This is a genomic window from Pantoea sp. (assembly GCF_032114055.1).
Lineage (GTDB): Bacteria > Pseudomonadota > Gammaproteobacteria > Enterobacterales > Enterobacteriaceae > Pantoea.
The window spans coordinates 14,675-37,349 of the sequence record NZ_DAMCTB010000010.1; the positions used below are offsets into that span (position 1 = coordinate 14,675).

The 22,675-nt window shown below is 55.0% G+C and carries 20 protein-coding genes; 15 read left to right on the forward strand and 5 right to left on the reverse strand.

The window, feature by feature from the left end; translation table 11 throughout:
* Positions 1 to 209: 209 nt before the first annotated feature.
* From msrA to eptA, 5 genes are all read right to left on the reverse strand, one after another.
* Complete coding sequence (gene msrA / locus RT657_RS15680; RefSeq protein WP_313655564.1) at positions 210 to 743, reverse strand: peptide-methionine (S)-S-oxide reductase MsrA; 534 nt, start codon at positions 741 to 743, stop codon at positions 210 to 212.
* Positions 744 to 802: 59 nt separating this feature from the next.
* Positions 803 to 1,369, reverse strand: a complete 567-nt coding sequence (locus RT657_RS15685) for a flavin reductase family protein (RefSeq protein ID WP_313655565.1) — start codon at positions 1,367 to 1,369, stop codon at positions 803 to 805.
* Positions 1,370 to 1,670: 301 nt separating this feature from the next.
* Positions 1,671 to 2,729 (reverse strand): two-component system sensor histidine kinase PmrB, encoded by a 1,059-nt coding sequence (pmrB, locus tag RT657_RS15690; protein ID WP_313655566.1) that lies wholly within the window; start codon positions 2,727 to 2,729, stop codon positions 1,671 to 1,673.
* A complete protein-coding gene (gene pmrA, locus RT657_RS15695) occupies positions 2,726 to 3,406 on the reverse strand; it encodes a two-component system response regulator PmrA (protein WP_313655567.1) in 681 nt (226 codons plus the stop codon). Before pmrA ends, pmrB begins: the two co-directional genes overlap by 4 nt.
* The gene (gene eptA, locus RT657_RS15700) at positions 3,406 to 5,034 is read right to left on the reverse strand and encodes a phosphoethanolamine transferase EptA (protein WP_313655568.1); all 1,629 of its coding nucleotides are present in this window, start codon (positions 5,032 to 5,034) and stop codon (positions 3,406 to 3,408) included. The genes pmrA and eptA overlap by 1 nt, the downstream gene beginning before the upstream one ends.
* A gap of 449 nt (positions 5,035 to 5,483) precedes the next feature.
* On the opposite strand from eptA, the gene otsB reads away from it, so the two are divergent.
* From otsB to cheZ, 15 genes are all read left to right on the forward strand, one after another.
* Positions 5,484 to 6,272 (forward strand): trehalose-phosphatase, encoded by a 789-nt coding sequence (gene otsB, locus RT657_RS15705; protein ID WP_313655569.1) that lies wholly within the window; start codon positions 5,484 to 5,486, stop codon positions 6,270 to 6,272.
* Positions 6,269 to 7,705, forward strand: a complete 1,437-nt coding sequence (otsA, locus tag RT657_RS15710) for an alpha,alpha-trehalose-phosphate synthase (RefSeq protein WP_313655570.1) — start codon at positions 6,269 to 6,271, stop codon at positions 7,703 to 7,705. Before otsB ends, otsA begins: the two co-directional genes overlap by 4 nt.
* A 998-nt stretch (positions 7,706 to 8,703) precedes the next feature.
* Complete coding sequence (flhD, locus tag RT657_RS15715) at positions 8,704 to 9,057, forward strand: flagellar transcriptional regulator FlhD (RefSeq protein ID WP_111141566.1); 354 nt, start codon at positions 8,704 to 8,706, stop codon at positions 9,055 to 9,057.
* Entirely contained in the window at positions 9,054 to 9,632 is a 579-nt protein-coding gene (gene flhC, locus RT657_RS15720) for a flagellar transcriptional regulator FlhC (RefSeq protein ID WP_111141564.1), read from the forward strand. The genes flhD and flhC overlap by 4 nt, the downstream gene beginning before the upstream one ends.
* A 130-nt stretch (positions 9,633 to 9,762) precedes the next feature.
* A complete protein-coding gene (gene motA / locus RT657_RS15725) occupies positions 9,763 to 10,650 on the forward strand; it encodes a flagellar motor stator protein MotA (RefSeq protein WP_128085060.1) in 888 nt (295 codons plus the stop codon).
* Positions 10,647 to 11,591, forward strand: coding sequence for a flagellar motor protein MotB (motB, locus tag RT657_RS15730; RefSeq protein ID WP_313655572.1), 945 nt, complete (start codon positions 10,647 to 10,649; stop codon positions 11,589 to 11,591). Before motA ends, motB begins: the two co-directional genes overlap by 4 nt.
* 11 nt (positions 11,592 to 11,602) lie before the next feature.
* Positions 11,603 to 13,594, forward strand: a complete 1,992-nt coding sequence (gene cheA / locus RT657_RS15735) for a chemotaxis protein CheA (protein WP_313655711.1) — start codon at positions 11,603 to 11,605, stop codon at positions 13,592 to 13,594.
* Between the two features lie 23 nt (positions 13,595 to 13,617).
* Positions 13,618 to 14,115: a chemotaxis protein CheW gene (gene cheW / locus RT657_RS15740; protein ID WP_313655573.1), complete on the forward strand. Its 498-nt coding sequence runs from the start codon at positions 13,618 to 13,620 to the stop codon at positions 14,113 to 14,115.
* 161 nt (positions 14,116 to 14,276) lie between these two features.
* Complete coding sequence (locus RT657_RS15745; RefSeq protein ID WP_313655575.1) at positions 14,277 to 15,950, forward strand: methyl-accepting chemotaxis protein; 1,674 nt, start codon at positions 14,277 to 14,279, stop codon at positions 15,948 to 15,950.
* A 193-nt stretch (positions 15,951 to 16,143) separates the two neighbouring features.
* On the forward strand, positions 16,144 to 17,706 hold the full coding sequence (locus RT657_RS15750) for a methyl-accepting chemotaxis protein (protein ID WP_313655577.1): 1,563 nt from the start codon (positions 16,144 to 16,146) through the stop codon (positions 17,704 to 17,706).
* Positions 17,707 to 17,811: 105 nt separating this feature from the next.
* Complete coding sequence (locus tag RT657_RS15755) at positions 17,812 to 19,488, forward strand: methyl-accepting chemotaxis protein (RefSeq protein ID WP_313655579.1); 1,677 nt, start codon at positions 17,812 to 17,814, stop codon at positions 19,486 to 19,488.
* Positions 19,489 to 19,568: 80 nt separating this feature from the next.
* Positions 19,569 to 20,441, forward strand: coding sequence for a protein-glutamate O-methyltransferase CheR (gene cheR / locus RT657_RS15760; RefSeq protein WP_313655581.1), 873 nt, complete (start codon positions 19,569 to 19,571; stop codon positions 20,439 to 20,441).
* Complete coding sequence (locus tag RT657_RS15765) at positions 20,441 to 21,490, forward strand: chemotaxis response regulator protein-glutamate methylesterase (RefSeq protein WP_128085068.1); 1,050 nt, start codon at positions 20,441 to 20,443, stop codon at positions 21,488 to 21,490. The genes cheR and RT657_RS15765 overlap by 1 nt, the downstream gene beginning before the upstream one ends.
* A 39-nt stretch (positions 21,491 to 21,529) precedes the next feature.
* Complete coding sequence (gene cheY / locus RT657_RS15770) at positions 21,530 to 21,919, forward strand: chemotaxis response regulator CheY (protein ID WP_010258559.1); 390 nt, start codon at positions 21,530 to 21,532, stop codon at positions 21,917 to 21,919.
* Positions 21,920 to 21,928: 9 nt separating this feature from the next.
* On the forward strand, positions 21,929 to 22,570 hold the full coding sequence (gene cheZ / locus RT657_RS15775) for a protein phosphatase CheZ (RefSeq protein WP_111139804.1): 642 nt from the start codon (positions 21,929 to 21,931) through the stop codon (positions 22,568 to 22,570).
* The last annotated feature ends 105 nt before the right edge of the window (positions 22,571 to 22,675 follow it).

The following is a 22,675-nucleotide window of genomic DNA, read 5'->3' on the forward strand; positions in this document are numbered from 1 at the left end:
CGCTACTATAGGGAGTCGGCCGAAAACGGTCAAGCACTATTTTTTTCTTTTGATCTATTCGCTTAAGCTCTGTACGAATCGATCTGCCCAACCCTGAAACCGGCAATTTACCGCCCTATATCTGCCGGCATTTTCAGCGTTATGGAGAATATAAACAGAAAAAGGGCGACACGCCGGCGCGACGGCCAGTCCGATGTCACCCTGATAAATCAGCTTTTCACACGGTCAGCAAAACTTTTGCGCAACTTCTGCAGTTTGGGCGGTATCACCGCCATGCAATAGCCATTGCGCTGACCGGCACCTTCCCAGTAGTCCTGGTGATAGGCTTCCGCAGGATACCACTCTTTCAGCGGCTCGATGGTGGTCACTACCGGCACCTCATGGTCCGCCTGGGCGCGGGCAATGGCCGCCCGTGCTTCCGCTTCCTGTTCGGCATTGGCCGGGAAAATCGCCGAGCGATACTGTGTGCCGATGTCGTTACCCTGACGGTTAAGCTGCGTCGGATCATGCGTAACGAAGCTGATATCCAGCAGATCGCCGAAGCTCACTTTCTCCGGATCAAAGCCAATGCGAATGGCTTCTGCATGGCCGGTGGCCCCGCTACAGACCTGCTCATAGGTGGGATTAGGCCGGGCGCCGCCGGTATAACCACTTTCCACCGACTCAACGCCAATCACATCCTTAAATACTGCTTCGGTGCACCAGAAACAGCCACCTGCGATCACTGCATATTCGATTGCCATAATAATTTACTCCTGTCAGGTCGAAAGAGTTGAATGGGGATGGAGTGCGGAGCTTTCAACTACAACAGCATCTCAGGTTTAAAATCGCCGCTCTTATCCAGCATCTTATCCCCCATCACGCTGAACCGGCCTTCGCCGGTGTAGTGCAGGGTAGCGGGATACTCCGGCTGTTCAGCGACATGCGCTTTCACGATTTCAAAAATAAACAGGTTATAGCGGGCCACCATCGCATCGTCATAAAGCTGACATTCGAAGCTGGCAAAACACTCGGCAATCATCGATGCCCCCACCACCTGGGCTGGTTCCGGCGTCAGATTAAAGGCGCTGAATTTATCGAGCTGATCGCCGTGGCTGTTGCCGATGGCGACCACTTCATCAATCAGCGAAGCGGAGGGGAGGTTCAGGACACACTGACCGCTGTGGCGGATCAGCTCATGGCTGTGATTCATGCCGGCGATCATACAGCCGACGAGGGAGGGCGAAAACTCCAGCACGGTGTGCCAGCCGAGGGTCATGATGTCGTGTTGATCCTGATACTGCGAACTGAGCAGCAGCACCGGACCAGGTTCCAGATATTTACGGGCTTTACTGACCGGAAAAGCATATTTGTGCATGCGCGGGTTCATGGCGTAACTCCGTTAACGGAATGTCGCCATTAAGTGTAGAGCACGCGGCGGAGGCAGCAGGCGGGATTAGGGGCTATCTGCAGGACAGAGGGCGATGCTTCAGGATTTTACGCGGCAGTATCACGAGCTTAAGGTTTCCTTAATATGCAGTCGCGATACTCTCTTCTCCAACTGAGGAGGATGCGATGAAAACGGTTTCTGCTGACCTGCCTGTAACAACCCCGCGCCCGGCAAGCGAATATGCTGCATTGCTGATTGCTGCAGTAACGGTCATTCTGTTTCTCTCGGCCTGGTTCAGCGCTTAAAACTTTACCACTGCCCGACAGCCGCTTTGATCGCGACGGTTCTCTAAGAAAAACTGAAACCGGTGTAACTGGACGATGCGGCTGACGATGCTCAGCCCGAGTCCGATCCCGCCATAGCGGCTATCCATCCGGATAAAGGCTTTACTCAGTTCGCCACTTTTACTCTCATCAATGCCCGGTCCCTGATCTTCCACCACCATCATCAGCTGCGGTGAAGCAAGCAGATGCACACTGATCGTGCTCTTCTCCGGGCTGTAGCGATGGGCATTTTCCACCAGATTTCGCAGCAGCATCTTCAGCAGCGTTGCATCACCGCGCACAAACTGCTCATGGGGCAGATCGAGCAGCAGCGTCTGCTGATGCGCTTCCAGCATGATACTCAGCTCCGCCTCCATCGGCAGAATCACATCTTCAATCAGCCCCACGTTCTGATAGGTGCCGGAGGTAAAAGACTGACCGGCACGCGCCAGACTCAGCAGCTGCGACACGCTGTGAGTCATCTGATCCAGCCGCTGAACCAGCGGCTGAACTTTGACATCGCTGTGACGTTCGATTAACTCCAGATGCAGGCGCAGTCCCGCAAGCGGGGTGCGCAACTCGTGCGCCACATCGGCGGTAAAGAGCCGCTCACGCTCCAGGCTGCTGTTCAGGCGCGCTACCAGCTGATTGATCGCCTGTGTAACCGCATCGATCTCATGCACCTGACTATGACAGGCAACCGGGTCGAGATTCTCTTCGCTACGGCTTTCCAGCTCTCGCTGAAGACGATAGAGCGGCCGGGTAATCCATTTCACCGCCTGATAGCAGAGCAGCAACGTCAGGGTAATCATCACCAGACTCGGCACCGCCAGACTGGCCACGGCTTCGCGGACTTCGCGCGCAACGTTGCGGTCCATATTGCGCTTCTGCAGATGCGCTTCCACCAGAAACTGAATCTGCTCTTTACTCTCGTGCCAGAGCCAGACCACGCTGATCACCTGAAAAACCAGCAGGATCAGACCGATGGCCAGGATAAGGCGAAAGCGCATACTGCGGTGATCGAAACGTCTTATCATGTTGCCTCACGAAGGCCATCCTGCGTGACAAGCGCATAACCAAAGCCGCGCACAGTGCGGATGGCGCTTTTGCCAATTTTGTCGCGCAGATTATGAATATGCACTTCCAGGGTATTGGTCGAGGGTTCAGTTTCCCAGTTGTAGATATCCTGATAGAGGATTTCGCGGTGTACCGGATTGCCGGCTTTAAGCATCAGCCGCGACAGGATTGCGAACTCCTTGGGCGTCAGATCCAGCAGCACGTCGCTGAGCGAGATCTGACGATGCGTCATATCCAGCGCCAGCGCGCCCACTCTCACCTGGGTGTCACCCTGATTGACGTTACGGCGGATCAGGGCACGGATCCGTGCCAGTAGCTCGTCCAGTGAAAACGGCTTGATCAGATAGTCGTCAGCGCCTGCATCAAGTCCGGCGATGCGCTCGCTGATGGTGTCACGGGCGGTCAGAATCAGCACCGGCGTCATCTTCTTCTGTCGCCGCAGACGGATCAAAAAATGAAGTCCATCTTCGTCCGGCAGTCCCAGATCCAGCACCACCAGACTGTAGAGACCGCTGGCAAAGTGCGCCTCAGCATCGCGTACCCGCGTCACGCCGTCGCAGACATAGCCTTCACCTTCCAGCGCCAGCATCAGCCCCTGCAGCAGCAGGGCGTCATCTTCAACAATCAGTATCTTCATTAGGGTTGGCTCCGGCACGACGTCAAAATATCATCCGCAGGCACATATTCATGGGTTGCGGTGCCGGTTAATCCCAGCAGGGTGGAGAACAGATTATCCTGAGAGAAATCATCTGTCGCGGCCAGTTTATTCAGGCAACTGCGGTTAACCGCGAAGCGTTGCTGATAATCTTCTGACAGCCAGAGCAGCAACGGAACATGTTTCTGCGTATCCGGTGCGATGGCATAGGGCAGGCCATGCAGATAGGCACCATTTTCGCCCAGTGATTCCCCATGATCAGAAAGATAGACGAGGCTGGTGGTAAAGCGGTCCTGGTGCGCACGCAGGATGCCAATAGCCTTATCAACAATGTGATCCACATTTAATATCGTGTTGTCATAGGTGTTAATCAGCTGCTGTTGCGAGCAGTCCTGGATCTGATTAGTGTCACAGGTCGGGGCAAACTGACGCAGCTGCGGCGGATAGCGATGGCTGTAGGTCGGCCCATGGCTGCCAATGGTATGCAGAACGATCACCGCATTGCCTTTAAGCTGGCTGATGTAGGCATCCAGGCCATGGAATAGGACGTCGTCATAACATTCGCCATCGATACACATGCCGGGCAGGTTCAGGCTGGTCATATCCTGATGCGGAACCCGATCGCAGGCGCCTTTACAACCGCCATCATTTTCATTCCACAATACGCTGATCCCGGCGCGCTGAATGACATCCAGCAGCCCCTCCTGATGCGCGGCCAGCACATCATCATAGTGGGCGCGCGGCATATTGGAAAACATGCAGGGCACCGACACCGCAGTCGCCGTGCCGCAGGAGGTGGTGTGCGGGAAGTAGATCACATCATCTTTCGCCAGCAGGGGATTGGTCAGTCGCTCATAACCCCCCAGCGAGAAGTTCTGTGCGCGGGAGGTTTCACCCAGCACCAGAATGGTGAGCTGAGGTTTACCTGTACGGTGGCCGGGCAGCAGATGGGCATCTTCACCGATGCGCACCAGCGGTACGTTCTCCAGCTCCTGATGCTTATACCAGGAGAGTGTGGCGGCGATGCTGTTTGACGGACTCAGCGCCTTAACCAGTTCACGGTTGTTGCGGAACAGCGACGCGTAATCTTTATAGAAAAGCAGGGCGACCAGCACGATCAGCGCGGCCGAGAGGATCACGCTGAGCAGTCGTGTCAGCACACCGCGCCACTGCTGCCGCTTTACCCGTGGCCAGAACATCAGAAGCGCCATCAGCACACCGGAGGTCAGCAGCGTAAAAATCAGTTGCGGCGTAATCAGCGCAAAGGTTTCTGAGGCGGTCGTATCCATCATGTTGGTGATCATCGAGCGATCAATCACGATGTGATAGGTCTGTATGAAAAATTGCGCCGAGGCGGAAACCAGAATAAACAGCGCGGCCAGCAGACGATCGAGCCAGAGAAACGACGCCAGGGTAAGTACGATATTGATGACGCTGAAGGCAACCAGCGGCATTGATAAAAAAACCAGTGTGGTATGAAGGCTATCCAGCGGCATCACCGCCAGCACCTGCCGGTAGTAGGCAATGTTCAGAAAAACCGCGATGTAGATCGCAGCGAGTATCAGCAAGCTGAGGCGGCTAATCAGCGGCCTTTTAAGGGTAAACGCCATGTGAGCAGAAACCAGAATAATAAAAGTGTCATGAGAGTGCGCTTTCAATATTAGGAATACCTTAAGACGCTTAAGGTTTGATTGCGGCCTGATCTCAACCACACCGCACAGGCCAGAATCCAGCTACGGGCGGATTCTGACTCTCTCCATTTTCTCAAAAGGCGCACGCTGACGAGCACTTTTCTGCTTATTTAACCGCAGCGGCTGGCATGAAAACTGCATATTTCTGGCATAACCCCTATTAACGACTACACTTAATGCGAAGATGTTCTCAGATAGCCAGTATTGTCAGCAACGCGTTTGCACGTTTGAGGAGAGTGACCTATCGAATCACCCTGTTTTACCCCTCAATCACCGCCTTTCAGAATTTCCCGCTTGCTGACCTGACTGCGTCAGGACATTCTTTTTTTAACTCAATGATTTATTCAAAAGATTTCAGGAGAAGTGACGTGAATCAGGTGGCAGACCCCCATGCCAGTTACCCGACATTAACGAATGGACAGTACGCCTTCTTTTTTGATGTCGATGGAACGCTGGCAGCAATCCAGTCCCGTCCCGAAGCAGTCTTTATTCCTGAGCAGGTTATCGCCCAACTTCAGCAGCTCTCTGCCCACTCGCAGGGCGCACTTGCGCTGGTTTCTGGCAGACCCATTGAACAACTTGATGCGCTGGCCGCGCCCTGGAAGGGCCCGGCGGCGGGCGTACACGGTGCTGAACGCCGTGACGCAGAAGGGCACCTGCAGCGCATCAGCCTGCCGTCTGAGGTCGAGCAGGCGCTCAGGACTGAACTGCAGGATGCGATGGCCGCCTGGCCGGGCACCCAGCTGGAAGTTAAAGGCATGGCCTTTGCCCTTCACTATCGCCAGGCGATGCAGCACGAGCAGGATGTGCTGCGTCTGGCCGAACAGTCTGTAAGGCGTTTTCCAGGGCTGGCGCTCCAGCCGGGAAAATGTGTGGTAGAGATCAAACCACAAGGTATCGATAAAGGCGCTGCCATCCGCGACTTTATGCAGCAGCCCCCGTTTGCCGGACGCACGCCGGTATTTATCGGCGACGATCTGACAGACGAGAAGGGTTTTGCCGCCGTAAACGCAGCGCAGGGCATCTCCATAAAAGTGGGTGAGGGGGCTACTCAGGCCAACTACCGGCTTGAAGATGTGAATGCGGTTTACGGCTGGCTGGAAAAAACATTATTACTATCAGAACAAGACAACGTCGGTAAGGAGTTTAGGTTATGAGTCGTTTAGTGGTTGTATCTAACCGTGTCGCCATGCCAGATGGGTCTAAAACCAGCGCAGGCGGCCTGGCCGTCGGCATTCTCGATGCACTGAAAAGTACCGGTGGGTTGTGGTTTGGCTGGAACGGTGAAATCAGTGAGTTTACAGGCGAAGAAGAGGAAGGGGTCAGAGTTCAGGAACATGAAGGCATCGAATATGCCTCATTCCCGCTGAGCCAGAACGACTACGATCTCTATTATTGCCAGTTTTCCAATACGGTTATCTGGCCTGCTTTCCATTATCGTCTTGATCTGGTGCAGTTCCAGCGTGAAGCCTGGGAAGGTTATTGCGACGTTAATGATGCGGTGGCGCAGCGTTTAAAACCGCTGATTAAGCCTGACGACATTGTCTGGATCCACGATTATCACTTTTTACCGTTCGCGGCAGCACTCCGTCGCGCAGGCATCAATAACCGTATCGGATTCTTCCTGCATATTCCTTTCCCCACGCCGGAAATATTCAACGCGCTGCCGCCGCATAAAGAGCTGCTCGAAATGCTGTGCGAGTATGACCTGCTGGGCTTCCAGACGGAATCAGATCGCGTGGCATTCCTCGACAGCGTCAGCCAGCTGACGCAGTTGCAGAACAAAGGCGATAAAAAACATCGTGCCTTTGGCAATACCTTTATGACTGAGGTCTATCCGATTGGGATCGAGCCAGACAGTATTAAAGAGATGGCCGAAGGACCGCTACCGCCAAAAATGGCCGCGATGAAGAAAGAGCTGGGCGATGCGCGCAATATTATCGCCTGCGAACGTCTCGATTATTCTAAAGGTCTGCCAGAACGTTTCCTCGCCTATGAAGCCCTGCTGGAAAACTTCCCGCAGCACCGAGGCAAAATCCGCTACTCGCAGATTGCACCGACGTCACGTGGTGATGTGCAGGCCTACCAGGATATCCGTCATCAGCTGGAAACCGAGGCAGGGCGCATTAATGGTAAGTACGGTACGCTGGGCTGGACTCCGCTCTACTACCTGAACCAGCATTTCGATCGGCGCCTGCTAATGAAGATCTTCCGCCTGACTGATGTGGGTCTGGTTACACCGCTGCGTGATGGCATGAACCTGGTGGCGAAGGAGTATGTTGCGGCGCAGGACCCGGACGATCCGGGTGTGCTGGTGCTGTCGCGCTTTGCCGGCGCGGCCAACGAGCTGACGTCAGCGTTAATCGTCAATCCTTATGACCGCGATGAGGTAGCCGCTGCGCTGGATAAAGCGATTACCATGCCGCGCACGGAAAGAATCTCCCGCTACAACGATATGATGGCGGTTCTGCGCAGGAACGACATCACAGCCTGGCGTGAGAACTTCCTGAAAGATCTGGAACGCATCGATCCGCGCAGCGTGGACCACAACACGGTAAACAAAGTCGCGACCTTCCCGAAACTCGCCTGACCCTACTGACAACGGCAGCGGTATCTCTGCGTACCGCTGCCGTTTTACCTTTCCCTCTCCGACGCTCCCATTTGCGCTGCATTGTCATCAGCACACCCTTTTCTGCGCGCGTAATCCGCTACCAGCGTGTGGCCCAATTTATGCAAGGCGCTGTACAGCTCCCCATCAGCCTGCGGCAGGTCACTTTCTTTAGCTTTTTTACTCAAGTTTTGCTACGGGCTGCCGATAGAGACAGAGGCAAAGCATAACCTGTTGTTAATTCATTCGTCTTTCTTATATAAACTCTTGTTACATCAGGTGCTGGAGTCCTGATGCTTTGCCAAAACGGGTTACATAATGTTGTCAGAAACCCATCACACTGCCGCCTGAAACTTACGCTTTCATTACTCACCCCCTGCGATACTCCCCTTAAGTAACTAATTTAGCAGCAAATACTCACCACCTTAAACAGCATAAAATGCTGGAAACCCATCACCAGGTGGTTCTAAATAGGGTGATAAAACGATTAACTTCCGATATCCCTTCACGCCTGTTCAAAGCGTCGAATAACGCTGCAATTACCCCCTATTAAGCCTTTCTCAGGACAAATTGGACTTAAAATCACATATTTTTGTTCAAAATTTGACCAGAAGGTAAGCGATGGTAAAGGGTTGCTGAAGAAATTTGCCTTAAAAGTGTGATCTGCGTCACACTTTATCTAAAATTTCATCTGGCTGTCGTTGTATGTCGAAATCAGACGATATAGATTTGCGTTGTTTTCGGATTAGTCCTAAAAAACGTAAGAAGACATCACGGAAGGTGTCCCGAACCCGAAAATAAAATGGCATGGTTTTTTGACCTTCGGTGGGTCTGAAACCCACAGAAAACAGAAGGCAGAAAGCATGGCATTACAGATATCTGAAGGTTTCTTTGCCATCTTTTGATTTAACAAACAGCAGCTCGAACCGCAGAAACTTTCTGCGATACAGTTACGTCTCATCTCTCAGGATGGAAAATAAATGGGCACCTCTGAAGTACTGAAACATATTTACGATCTCAACTTGTCTTATTTACTGCTCGCGCAGCGTTTAATTAACCAGGATAAAGCTTCTGCAATGTTTCGCCTCGGCATTGACGAGAAAATGGCAAATGCATTATCTGAATTAACATTGCCTGAGATGGTAAAAATGGCGGAAACCAATCAACTGGTTTGTCAGTTCCGTTTTACCGACAGCACAGCGATTAATCGTCTGACACAGGAATCCCGCGTGGATGATTTACAGCAAATCCACACCGGTATTTTATTATCAAGCGGTTTACTGCGTAATGCGTCTAAAGATGATCTGCCTGCTAAAAAGAGAGCAATGTCATGAGTGAAAAAAGTATTGTTCAGGAAGCCCGTGATATTCAACTGGCAATGGAACTGATCACCTTAGGTGCGCGCTTACAGATGTTAGAGAGCGAAACCCAGCTGAGCCGTGGCCGGTTGATCAAGCTCTATAAAGAACTGCGTGGCAGTCCGCCACCGAAGGGCATGCTGCCGTTTTCGACAGACTGGTTTATGACCTGGGAGCAGAATATTCACGCCTCGATCTTCTGTAACGCCTGGAAGTTTTTGCTGAAAACGGGTCTGTGCAGCGGCGTCGATGCCGTGATCAAAGCCTACCGGTTATATCTTGAACAATGTCCGCAATCGGACGAGGGCCCGCTGTTGGCGCTGACCCGCGCCTGGACCCTGGTCCGATTCGTTGAAAGTGGCATGCTGGAGCTGGCGGATTGCAAGTGCTGCAATGGCAGCTTTATTAACCATGCGCATCAGCCCGTTGGCAGCTTCACCTGCAGCCTGTGCCAGCCGCCATCACGTGCCGTAAAAAGACGTAAACTTTCTGCAGAACCTGCCGATATGTTTCCACAACTGCTGGATGAACAGGTTAAACACGCCGTTTAAGTTTGTTCGCAATGTGGAAGTCATCCAGCAGCGGTTAAGACCGCTGCTTTTTTTTTGCTTGCGGTTCAGGAATTACAGCTGCTGCGCTGGCGTCACTTCCACCAACACGTTTCGGACGTAAGGAATTTTTGTGCTGATAATTATAGGTTACCTGGTTGTTTTAGGCTCCGTGTTAGGCGGATACGCACTGGTAGGTGGCCATCTGGGCGCGCTTTATCAGCCGGCTGAATTATTAATGATCGGAGGTGCCGGGGCCGGTGCTTTTTTAGTCGGCAACAACGGCAAGTCGATTAAAAAAACGCTGAAGGCGCTGCCTTTATTATTTCGCGGATCAAAATACAATAAAGCGGTTTATATGGATTTGATGGCGCTGCTTTATCGCCTGATGGCGAAGTCGCGTCAACAGGGGATGCTGTCGCTCGAGCGTGATATTGAAGATCCCAGTCAGAGCGAAATTTTTGCTAATTATCCCCGTATTCTTGCCGATAAACAGTTAGTCGATTTTATCACTGACTATTTGCGCCTGATGGTGAGCGGCAACATGAACGCCTTTGAAATCGAAGCGTTGATGGATGAAGAGATTGAGACCTACGAACACGAGTGTGACGTACCAGCGCAAAGTATTGCTGCAGTGGGTGATGGCCTGCCCGCTTTCGGTATCGTAGCTGCGGTAATGGGTGTGGTCCATGCGCTGGCCTCAGCTGACCGCCCGGCGGCGGAACTGGGGGCGCTGGTGGCCCATGCGATGGTAGGAACCTTCCTGGGGATCCTGCTGGCTTACGGGTTTATCTCACCGCTGTCGTCGGTGTTGCGCCAGAAGTGTGCGGAAACCACCAAGATGATGCAGTGCATCAAGGTGACCCTGCTGTCGAGCCTCAACGGATACGCGCCACAGATTGCTGTTGAATTTGGTCGTAAAACGCTTTACTCCGCTGAGCGTCCATCGTTCAGCGAACTGGAAGAGCATGTGCGTAACGCCAAGAATCCGGCTAAACAAACTTCGGACGAGACTTCATGAAACACGGCAATCGCCCAATTGTGCTGATTAAAAAGCGCAAACATAAAGGCCATGAAGGCAGCCACGGATCGTGGAAGATTGCCTACGCCGACTTTATGACGGCGATGATGGCCTTTTTTATGGTGATGTGGCTGCTGTCGATCGCCAACCCGCAGGAGCTGGTGCAGATCGCTGAGTATTTCAAAACGCCGCTGAAGGTGGCTCTGACCGGTGGGGCGCGCAGCAGTGACAGCGATAGCCCTATTCCCGGCGGCGGTGACGATCCGACGAAGAAAGATGGCGAAGTGAAGAAAGCTGTCGATATGGATGCCCAGAAACGGCAGCTGGATGAGATCCGCCTTAACCGGCTGCGTGAAAAGCTGGACCAGTTGATTGAAGCCGATCCGCGCCTGAAAGCGCTGCGCCCGCATCTGATTATTAACATGGTGGAAGAGGGGCTGCGTATTCAGATTATCGACAGCCAGAACCGGCCCATGTTTAAAACCGGCCGGGCCGAGGTTGAGCCCTACATGCGCGACATTCTGCGCGCAATAGCGCCGATTCTGAATGCTATTCCTAACCGCATCAGTCTGGCCGGACATACCGATGATTTCCAGTATGCCAGCGGCGACAAAGGCTACAGCAACTGGGAGCTGTCGGCCGATCGTGCCAACGCCTCCCGCCGCGAACTGGTGTTGGGCGGCCTGGATAGCGGCAAAGTTTTGCGGGTGTTAGGCATGGCCGACACGATGCGCCTGAAAAATCGCGGCGGGGATGATGCAGTAAACCGTCGCATCAGCCTGCTGGTGTTGAACCATGACACCGAAGCAGCAATAGAAAAAGAAAACGCAGAAAGTGATGCCGTCCAGATCAGCGATCCGGCGGCACTTGAACAGATTCGCGCACCGCTGGCAACATCAGGCAGCGCGGTGAATACAGCAGCCCCCTCACAACCGAGGTGATTCCCGTGAGTATGGACATCAGCGATTTTTACCAGACGTTTTTTGATGAAGCCGATGAGCTATTAGCGGATATGGAACAACACCTGCTGGGTCTTGACCCGCAGGAGCCAGATTCTGAGCAGCTTAACGCCATCTTCCGTGCCGCTCACTCCATCAAAGGTGGGGCCGGAACCTTTGGTTTTACGGTATTACAGGAAACGACTCATATCCTGGAAAACATTCTGGATGGTGCTCGTCGCGGCGAGATGCAGCTCAGCACCGACATCATCAACCTGTTTTTGGAAACCAAAGATATTATGCAGGAACAGCTCGATGCTTATAAAACCGCGCAGGAGCCTAACGCGGAGAGCTTCAAATATATCTGTGAAGCATTGCGCCAGCTGGCGCTCGAGGCGAAAGGCCTGCCGGTTGACGAGCCAGCGCCTGTCGCGGCTGCCAGCCATGCACCAGTGAGCGCAGACGCGGCCAGCACAGGCGGCCTGCGTGTCCGGCTGATCGATCTCAAAGAAAAAGAGGTCGATCTGATGCTGGAGGAGATGGGCAATCTTGGCACGCTGACCGACGTGAAGAAGGGCACCAGCACGCTGGATGTCTGCATTGACGGCGTGGGTAAAGATGACATCGTGGCAGTGCTCTGCTTCGTTATCGACGAAGCGCAGATCCATTTCCCTGATGCAGACGATGCCGCAGCTGCCCCGGCGGCGCAGGCCGCTGCGCCACAGGTTGAAGAGGTTCACACCGCCAGCGTCACCGAACTGCCAGTGGCAGCGGTGAAGCGGGAGAGCAAGCGCGCGGCGGCGCCAGCCAAGTCGAGCGAATCGACCAGTATCCGCGTAGCGGTCGAGAAGGTCGATCAGCTGATTAACCTGGTGGGCGAACTGGTGATTACCCAGTCAATGCTCGCCCAGCGTTCCGGCGAGCTCGATCCGGTGGCGCACGGCGACCTGCTGAACAGCATGGGTCAGCTGGAGCGTAACGCCCGCGATCTGCAGGAATCGGTCATGTCCATTCGTATGATGCCGATGGAATATGTCTTCAGCCGCTTCCCGCGTCTGGTGCGCGATCTTGCCAGTAAACTGGGTAAAGAAGTCGAACTGACACTGCTGGGCAGCTCAACCGAACTCGATAAGAGTCTGATTGAGCGCATTATTGACCCATTAACGCACCTGGTGCGAAACAGCCTCGACCACGGTATTGAAACCCCGGAAAAACGTCTGGCAACCGGTAAAACGGCCACGGGTAACCTGACGCTGTCGGCGGAACATCAGGGCGGAAACATCTGCATTGAAGTTTCGGACGATGGTGCGGGCCTTAACCGTGAACGTATTCTGGCTAAAGCCCTCTCTTCCGGTCTGCCGGTTCACGAAAACATGAGCGATGAAGAAGTCGGCATGCTGATCTTCGCGCCTGGCTTCTCTACTGCTGAGCAGGTGACGGATGTGTCAGGACGCGGCGTCGGCATGGACGTCGTGAAACGAAACATTCAGGAGATGGGCGGTCACGTCGAAATCGCTTCGAAGCAGGGCAAAGGCACCACTATCCGCATCCTGCTGCCGCTGACGCTGGCGATCCTGGATGGCATGTCCGTCCGCGTGGCCGACGAAGTCTTTATTCTGCCGCTGAATGCGGTGATGGAATCGCTGCAACCGCGCGCCGAAGAGCTGAAACCGCTGGCCGGTGGCGAGTGCGTGCTGGAAGTGCGCGGCGAATATCTGCCGCTGGTCGAGCTGTGGAACGTCTTTGATGTGCAGGGCGCGAAAACCGAGGCCACGCAGGGCATCGTAGTGATCCTGCAGAGCGCGGGCAAGCGTTACGCGCTGCTGGTGGACCAGCTGATTGGTCAGCATCAGGTGGTGGTGAAGAACCTGGAAAGTAACTATCGCAAGGTGCCGGGCATCTCCGCAGCAACCATTCTGGGCGATGGTAGCGTGGCGCTGATTGTTGATGTTTCAGCACTGCAGTCACTTAACCGTGAAAAACGTGTGGCCGGCGCTGCCGCCTGATTGATAACGAAAGGGTAAATATTATGAATGGAATGGCAACCGTGACAAAAATCGCTGGCGAAACTGTCGGTCAGGAGTTTCTGGTCTTCACGCTCGGCGACGAAGAGTACGGCATCGATATCCTCAAGGTTCAGGAAATCCGCGGCTACGATCAGGTGACGCGCATCGCGAATACCCCTGATTTCATCCGTGGCGTCACCAACCTGCGCGGCGTGATTGTGCCGATTATCGACCTGCGCGTGAAGTTTGCGCAGCCCGATGTGGAGTACAACGAAAACACCGTGGTTATCGTACTGAATCTGGAAAACCGAGTGGTCGGTATCGTGGTTGACGGCGTGTCAGATGTTCTGTCACTGACCCAGGATCAGATCCGTCCTTCACCTGAGTTCGCCGTCACCATGTCCACCGAGTACCTGACCGGTCTGGGTGCGCTGGGTGAACGTATGCTGATTCTGGTTGACATCGAGAAGCTGCTCAACAGCGACGAGATGGCGCTGGTGGATAACCTGCGCACCGCATAATCACCGCATCACGGGCCGGTTACAACCGGCCCGTGATCGTTTCCTCCCGCAAGAAACCCTTTTAAATCATCACTTGCGCACGAATTGCGCCTAATTTCCTGCCTGCGGCTGCCGATAAACTCAAAGCCACCTTTAATCACCTACTTTTTTCAGGGTTAATCATGTTAACGAAAATTCGCGTTGTCACCAGCCTGTTTATGGTGCTGCTGGTCTTTGGGCTGCTTCAGGCCATCTCCGGTTCTGTTTTCTACTCGGCGTTAAGTCACGACAAGGAGAGTTTTGCTGTGTCGCAGCTGGCGACGCAAAATACCCAGTCGCTCAACGATGCCTATATGAGCCTTAACCAGAGTCGGGTACTGCTGACCCGTATTCAGCTGCGTTTTGCCACCAGCAAACTGGAAGGGAAAACAGCAGACGTTGCCGGTCTGTTCGATGAGAGCAAAACTTTCCTGCGGGCGGCTGATGGCTTCTACAAAGCGTTTAAATCCACGCCGGATACGCCGGGATTAGATCCGCAGCTCAACAGTCAGCTTGAGCAGCGTTATAGCGACTACGCTGCCGCGCTAAACAGCATGCAGGGCGCATTGCAGGCCAGCGATCTGGCGGCCGCCGGAAAAATCCCGGTCGCGCCCAGCCAGAGTGCTTTCCTGACGCTTTACCGCGAATGGCGTGCTGACCAGAATCGGCTGGCGACACTGGGTGTGCAAAAGAACAGCGAAGCTTACAGCCGTATGATGTGGACGCTGGCCTTTATCATGGGCGCGGTGCTCGCGGTCATCGTGCTCTGCTGGGTAGGACTACGCCGAATCGTGCTGACGCCGCTGAACAGCAGTATCAATCACATTCAGCACATCGCCCAGGGGGATCTGACCCAGCCGATTGAGGTGACGGGGCGCAACGAGATGACACAACTTGCAGCCAGCCTGCTTGATATGCAGCAATCCCTGGTGCGGACCGTCACCCAGGTGCGCGAAGGGTCGGATGCAATTTTCACTGGCGCCAGTGAGATCGCTGCCGGTAATAACGACCTGTCTGCCCGGACGGAACAGCAGGCAGCCTCGCTGGAGCAGACCGCTGCCAGCATGGAGCAGCTCACCGCGACGGTAAAACAGAATGCTGAAAACGCCCGTCAGGCGTCAAAACTGGCGCTCAGCGCATCGGAAACGGCGGAGAAAGGCGGCAGCGTGGTCGATGGCGTGGTGAAAACCATGAGCGACATCGCGGGCAGTTCGAAAAAGATTGCCGATATCACCAGCGTCATTGATGGCATCGCTTTTCAGACCAATATCCTGGCGCTGAACGCCGCGGTAGAAGCCGCGCGCGCGGGAGAGCAGGGGCGGGGCTTTGCGGTGGTTGCAGGCGAGGTGCGAAACCTGGCGCAGCGCAGCGCCCAGGCAGCCAAAGAGATCAAGGGGCTGATCGATGACTCCGTTAACCGGGTTAATATCGGTTCTCAGCTGGTCGGCACGGCGGGCGAAACCATGAGCGACATCGTCAATGCGGTTACGCGCGTCACCGATATCATGGGGGAAATCGCCTCGGCATCGGATGAGCAGAGCCGCGGTATCGATCAGGTTGGTCAGGCCGTTACCGAGATGGACCGCGTAACCCAGCAGAACGCCTCGCTGGTGGAAGAGTCCGCCACGGCTGCCGCCTCGCTGGAAGATCAGGCCAGCCGGTTAAGCCAGTCCGTTTCCCTGTTCAGAATAAAACGTGGCGCCGTGCAGCAGAGCCTGACGAAACATCTGCCCATCGCGGCACCGGCCACGTTGGCACAGACCCCGCGCAATGCACTGACCGCGCCGGTCAGTGACACGCACTGGGAAACCTTCTGATAGCACGCTGCGCATCCTGCGGGATGCGCAGTTTTGCCGGAAATCATGCGACTCAAAGCCAGACTGAGCGGCGTATGTTAATAAAAATAATTACAAAAGCCACTTCCTTCCAGAACGCGCTGAAAAACGTTAACAAATTCTCCGAACGCGCCGATATAGCCGCAACACCGTAATTAACCTCCAGGGGAAAGTGATGTTAAAAAAAATAAAAGTGGTGACCAGCCTGATCGCGGTACTGGTTATCTTTGGCGCGCTCCAGTTAGTCTCTGGCAGCCTTTTCTGGTCAGCTCTCAATAAAGACAAAACGGCCTTTGCGCTGTCACAGGTTTCTAATCGCAATGTCACTGAGATGACCGACGCCTATATCTCGTTAAACAACAGCCGTACCACGCTGAACCGCGCCATGCTGCGCTTACAGACCAGCATGGCATCACAAATGAATGGCGGTCAGCTTGATGAACTGATTGCCAAAGCACAGAAACAGCTCGCGGAAGCCGAACGCCACTTCAAGATCTACTACCACCTGCCGACCACGCCGGGCCTGGATGAAGCGCTCGGCGACAAGCTGGAAGCCAACTACGCCAGCTATGAGAATGGCCTGAAGGCGATGGTGAAAAGTCTGCAGGCGCACGATCTGGAAGGGATGTTCAGAGAGAACATCGAACAGAAGCAGGTCGCCATGCAGGGTACGTATGATGAGTGGCGCGCGCGCCAGACTGCGCTGTCCGATCAGGGCATGGCGCAGAACCAGAGAGCCTTTACGCAGATGATGTGGCTGCTGGCCGCCATTGGCGTGGTTGTGCTGGCGGTGATCGTCACCTGCTGGTTTGGTCTGCGTCAGGTGCTGATTCAGCCGCTGCAGCAGCTACTGGTGCAGATTCGTACCATCGCGTCCGGCGATTTGACTCAGCCAATCACGGTAGAAGGACGTAATGAGATGAGCCAGCTCGCCGCCGGGATCCATGAGATGCAGCAGTCGCTGGTGATGACCGTCAGTAATGTGCGTGATGGCTCAGATGCCATCTTCACGGGAGCCACTGAAATTGCCGCGGGTAACAATGACCTCTCTGCCCGCACCGAAGAACAGGCCGCTTCACTGGAGCAGACCGCCGCCAGCATGGAGCAGCTCACTGCCACGGTGAAGCAGAATGCCGATAACGCCCGTCAGGCGTCACAGCTGGCGCTGACCGCCTCTGAAACCGCGCAGCAGGGCGGCAAAGTGGTGGATGGCGTGGTCACAACGATGAAAGAGATTGCAGGCAGTTCTAAGAAGATTGCTGACATCATCAGCGTGATTGATGGCATCGCTTTCCAGACCAATATCCTGGCGCTGAACGCGGCGGTTGAAGCAGCCCGTGCCGGTGAACAGGGGCGGGGTTTTGCCGTGGTCGCTGGTGAAGTACGCAGCCTGGCGCAGCGCAGTGCCCAGGCGGCCAAAGAGATTAAGGGGCTGATTGAAGACTCTGTCTCTCGTGTCAACAGCGGCTCACTGCAGGTGGAAAGCGCCGGTAGCACCATGGATGCGATCGTGGATGCCGTGACCCGCGTCACTGACATCATGGGCGAGATCGCCTCCGCGTCCGATGAGCAGAGCCGTGGTATTGAGCAGGTCGGGCAGGCTGTCACCGAGATGGACAGGGTGACGCAGCAGAACGCCTCACTGGTAGAGGAGTCGGCCGCCGCGGCCGCCGCGCTGGAGCAGCAGGCCAGCGCACTGACCCAGGCCGTGTCCGTCTTCAGAATTTCCCGCGCCTGATTTCCCCCCCTTGATGACAGCGGCGGCGTTAAGCCGTCGCTATGCATAAAGTTCCCCTCCTCGTCGCCGATAAATAAACACGAATCGCCAACCAATGAGGTGTTTATGTTCAGTCGAGTACGTGTTGTTTCCGGCCTGCTGTGTGTGCTGGCGCTCTTTGCGCTGCTGCAGCTCTTTTCCGGTGGGATGTTTTTTAAAACGGTGAGTTCAGATAAAGACAATTTTGCTTATAACCAGCAGTTGAACACCCTGCAACAGGCGATGGGGACTTCCTGGGTTTCGCTGGTTCAGGCACGTAACACGCTGAACCGCGCGGGTATTCGTTTTCTGCAGGATGCGCAGATGTCAGGTTCGGGCGCCAGCGTTAAAGAGCTGGTGGCACTGGCAGGCGAAGAGCTGAAACAGGCAGAAGTAAATTATCAGATCTTTAACGACAACCTGTCAGAGCAGGGCAAAACTGCCGAAAACGTTCTGGCGTTGCAGGCGAACTATAAGGCCTATCACGATGCGCTGGCGGAGCTGATGGTTTTCTTTACCACCGGCAACTTCAAAGGGTTTGTGGATCAGCCAACCCAGAGCTATCAGGACAAGTTTCAGAAAGATTACAGCGCCTGGCTGGATCACAACAAAGAACTGGCTCAGCAGGGTGTGGAAGCTAATCAGCAGGCTTACAGCCGTTCCATCACTATCGTTATCGCCACGCTGGCCGTTACGCTGCTGATGATTATTCTGGTCTGGAACATGATGCGCTCGGTGTTAATTCGCCCACTACGTCAGAGTATTGAGCACATTCAGCACATCGCGCGTGGCGATCTGACCCAGCCCATTGAAATTACTGTCCGTAATGAAATCGGCGATCTGTTGACGTCGTTACAGCACATGCAGCAGGAGCTGGTGAGCACCGTTCGCACCGTGCGTGACAGCTCGGATGCCATCTATACCGGCGCCAGCGAAATCTCCATCGGCAACAACGATCTCTCTTCCCGCACCGAGCAACAGGCTGCTTCGCTGGAGGAGACGGCAGCCAGCATGGAGCAGCTGACCGCAACCGTGAAGCAGAATGCTGAAAACGCCCGCCAGGCGTCGAAGCTGGCACTGACCGCCTCCGAAACGGCACAGCAGGGCGGCAAAGTGGTGGATGGTGTGGTGACCACGATGAAAGAGATTGCCGGCAGTTCCAAAAAAATCGCCGATATCACCAGCGTCATCGACGGCATTGCCTTCCAGACCAACATTCTGGCGCTGAATGCGGCGGTGGAAGCCGCGCGTGCTGGTGAGCAGGGACGTGGGTTTGCGGTTGTTGCAGGTGAAGTACGCAGCCTGGCGCAGCGCAGCGCGCAGGCCGCCAAAGAGATCAAGGGGCTGATTGAAGATTCAGTCAGTCGCGTGAATACCGGATCGGTGCTGGTAGAGAGCGCCGGTGACACCATGAGCAACATCGTCAGCGCGGTCACCCGCGTGACCGACATCATGGGCGAAATTGCCTCCGCCTCAGATGAGCAGAGCCGCGGTATCGACCAGGTGGGCCTGGCCGTCACCGAGATGGATCGCGTGACGCAGCAGAACGCCTCACTGGTGGAAGAGTCCGCAGCTGCCGCTGCCGCGCTCGAAGATCAGGCAAGTCAGCTCAAACAGGCGGTATCAGTGTTCAATATTGGTAAAGAATTTGTCGTTCAGGCCGTTAACAAGACAACGGCGATAAAAACGCGCCAGTCAGATGCACCGTTAGCCGTTGATCGTTCTTCTGCGGCACGCAGCGACGACAACTGGGAAACCTTTTAATCGCCCGTCGCCCGGCTGCCGTTGAGCCGCCGGGCATCGCAGCAAACAGTTACTTTATTCAGTTCGGGCCAGGTGCAGAGATGAAGAAATCGACGGTATTAGATCAAAATGAGACGACAACGCTGCTGTCGCAGATGGTGCAGCGTTTACCGCTCTCCGATACGCATTTTCGTCGTATCAGTCAGCTGATCTATCAGCGTGCCGGTATCGTACTGGCAGACCACAAGCGTGAGATGGTTTACAACCGTCTGGTTCGTCGCCTGCGTACGCTGAATATCGACGACTTTGGTCGCTATCTGGCGCTGCTGGAGTCCGATCCTAACAGCGCCGAATGGCAGGCTTTTATCAACGCCCTGACTACTAACCTGACCGCGTTCTTTCGCGAAGCGCATCACTTTCCGATTCTGGCGGAGCATGCACGCAAGCGCCAGGGCAACTACAGCGTCTGGAGCACCGCAGCATCAACCGGCGAGGAGCCTTACTCCATCGCCATGACGCTGGCGGAAACGCTGGGCACCGGACCGGGCAAGTTCCAGATTCATGCCAGCGATATCGACACCCAGGTGCTGGAAAAAGCGGTGGCGGGTGTCTATCGCCAGGAGGAGCTGCGCACGCTTTCTCCGGCGCAGATGCAGCGTTTCTTCCTGCGCGGCACGGGTCCACATGCGGGCATGGTACGGGCGCGTCCCGAGCTGGCCAATCTGGTCACCTACGCGCAGCTTAACCTGCTGGCGAACGACTGGTCGCTGCCGGGGCCCTTTGACGCCATTTTCTGTCGCAATGTGATGATCTATTTCGATAAAGAGACGCAGGAAAAGATTCTGCGTCGGTTTGTCCCTCTGCTGAAGCCCGGCGGCATCCTGTTCGCCGGACACTCTGAAAACTTCAGTCAGATCAGTAAAGAATTCTGGCTGCGTGGACAAACCGTCTATGGACTGACGAAGGAAAGATGATGAGTAAAATCACCGTGATGTGCGTGGATGACTCTGCGCTGATGCGGCAGTTGATGACCGAAATCATCAACAGCCATCCGGATATGGAGATGGTCGCGACAGCGCCCGATCCGCTGGTCGCCCGCGATTTGATCAAGCAGTTTAATCCGCAGGTGCTGACGCTGGATGTGGAAATGCCGCGCATGGATGGCCTCGATTTCCTGGAAAAACTGATGCGGTTACGGCCGATGCCTGTGGTGATGGTCTCATCGCTGACCGGCAAAGGCTCTGAAATTACCCTGCGGGCACTGGAACTGGGCGCGGTCGATTTCGTCACCAAGCCGCAGCTGGGGATCCGCGAAGGGATGCTGGCCTACAGCCAGATGATTGGCGACAAAATTCGCGCGGCGGCCCGTGCCCGTGTGCACAACCGGGCTGCAATGCCGGTGCCTGCGTCGCTGAAGGCCGGGCCACTGCTGAGTAGCGAGAAGCTGATTGCGATTGGCTCCTCTACCGGCGGAACTGAGGCAATTCGCCACGTGCTGCAGCCGTTACCGGCCACCAGCCCGGCGCTGCTGATTACGCAGCATATGCCGCCAGGCTTTACCCGCTCCTTTGCCGAGCGTCTGAACAAGCTCTGTCAGATCACGGTAAAAGAGGCCGAAGATGGCGAACGTATTCTGCCGGGTCACGCCTACATCGCGCCAGGCGCGATGCACATGGAGCTGGGCCGCAGCGGTGCCAACTATGTCGTGAAACTGAATGAAGGGCCACCGGTTAACCGGCACAAACCTTCTGTGGATGTGCTGTTTAAATCGGTGGCGACAAACGCTGGCCGGAATGCGGTGGGGGTGATCCTCACTGGCATGGGTAATGACGGGGCGGCCGGAATGCTGGAAATGCATCGGGCAGGTGCCTGGACCATTGCTCAGAATGAAGCCAGCTGTGTGGTATTTGGCATGCCGCGTGAGGCTATTGCCACGGGCGGCGTAAGCGAAGTCGTAGATTTAAGCAACATCAGCCAGCACATGCTGGCGAAAATTAGCGCCGGACAGGCATTGCGTATTTAACAGGCCCGTCCTGCCGGGCGAGACAACTCAGGAGTAGATATGGCTGATAAAAACATGCGCTTTTTGGTAGTAGACGACTTCAATACGATGCGTCGTATTGTACGTAACCTGCTGAAAGAGCTGGGCTTCAATAACGTAGAAGAAGCGGAAGATGGTGTGGATGCCCTCGGCAAACTCAAAGCGGGTGGTTTCGACTTCGTAATTTCCGACTGGAACATGCCAAACATGGATGGCCTGCAGCTGCTGCAGACCATTCGTGCCGACGCGGCGATGAGTTCACTGCCGGTGTTGATGGTCACTGCGGAAGCGAAGAAAGAGAATATCATCGCCGCCGCCCAGGCGGGAGCCAGCGGCTATGTCGTGAAACCCTTCACGGCAGCTACCCTGGAAGAGAAGCTGGGTAAAATTTTCGAAAAACTGGGCATGTAAGGAGATGTGATGAGCGACCTTCCGAAACCAACTATGGATGCCTCGGCACACGACATCATTACCCGCATTGGTTCTCTGACGCGTATGCTGCGCGACAGTCTGCGTGAGCTGGGACTGGATAAAGCCATTGCCGATGCGGCTGAAGCCATTCCTGATGCCCGCGATCGCCTGGACTATGTTGTGCAGATGACCGCACAGGCTGCTGACCGTGCACTGAACTGTGTTGAAGCAGCACAACCTCATCAGGATAAAATGGAAGCCGGGGCAACCCAGCTGAAAAAACGCTGGGATGAGTGGTTTGAGAACCCAATCGAGCTGAGCGATGCGCGGGAGTTGGTGACGGATACGCGCGCATTCCTCACCGACGTTCCCGAGCACACCTCGTTTACCAACAAGCAACTGCTGGCCATCATGATGGCGCAGGATTTCCAGGACCTTACCGGCCAGGTTATCAAGCGCATGATGGATGTGATCCAGGAAATTGAGCGCCAGCTGTTGATGGTGCTGCTGGAGAACATGCCAGAAGTCAGCGCAGAGAAGCGTCAGGAGGGCACCAGCCTGCTGAACGGTCCGCAAATCCACGCCGATGCACCGGGCGTGGTCGCGAACCAGGATCAGGTTGATGACCTGCTGGATAGCTTAGGATTTTAATCCCCCGATCGCCCGCCCGCAGGCGGGCGATCGGGCTCTGGTTAAGCAAAAAAGGGTCGCCTTCAGAGCGGCCCCTTTTCCCATTGTCAGACTCATCCCCGAAAG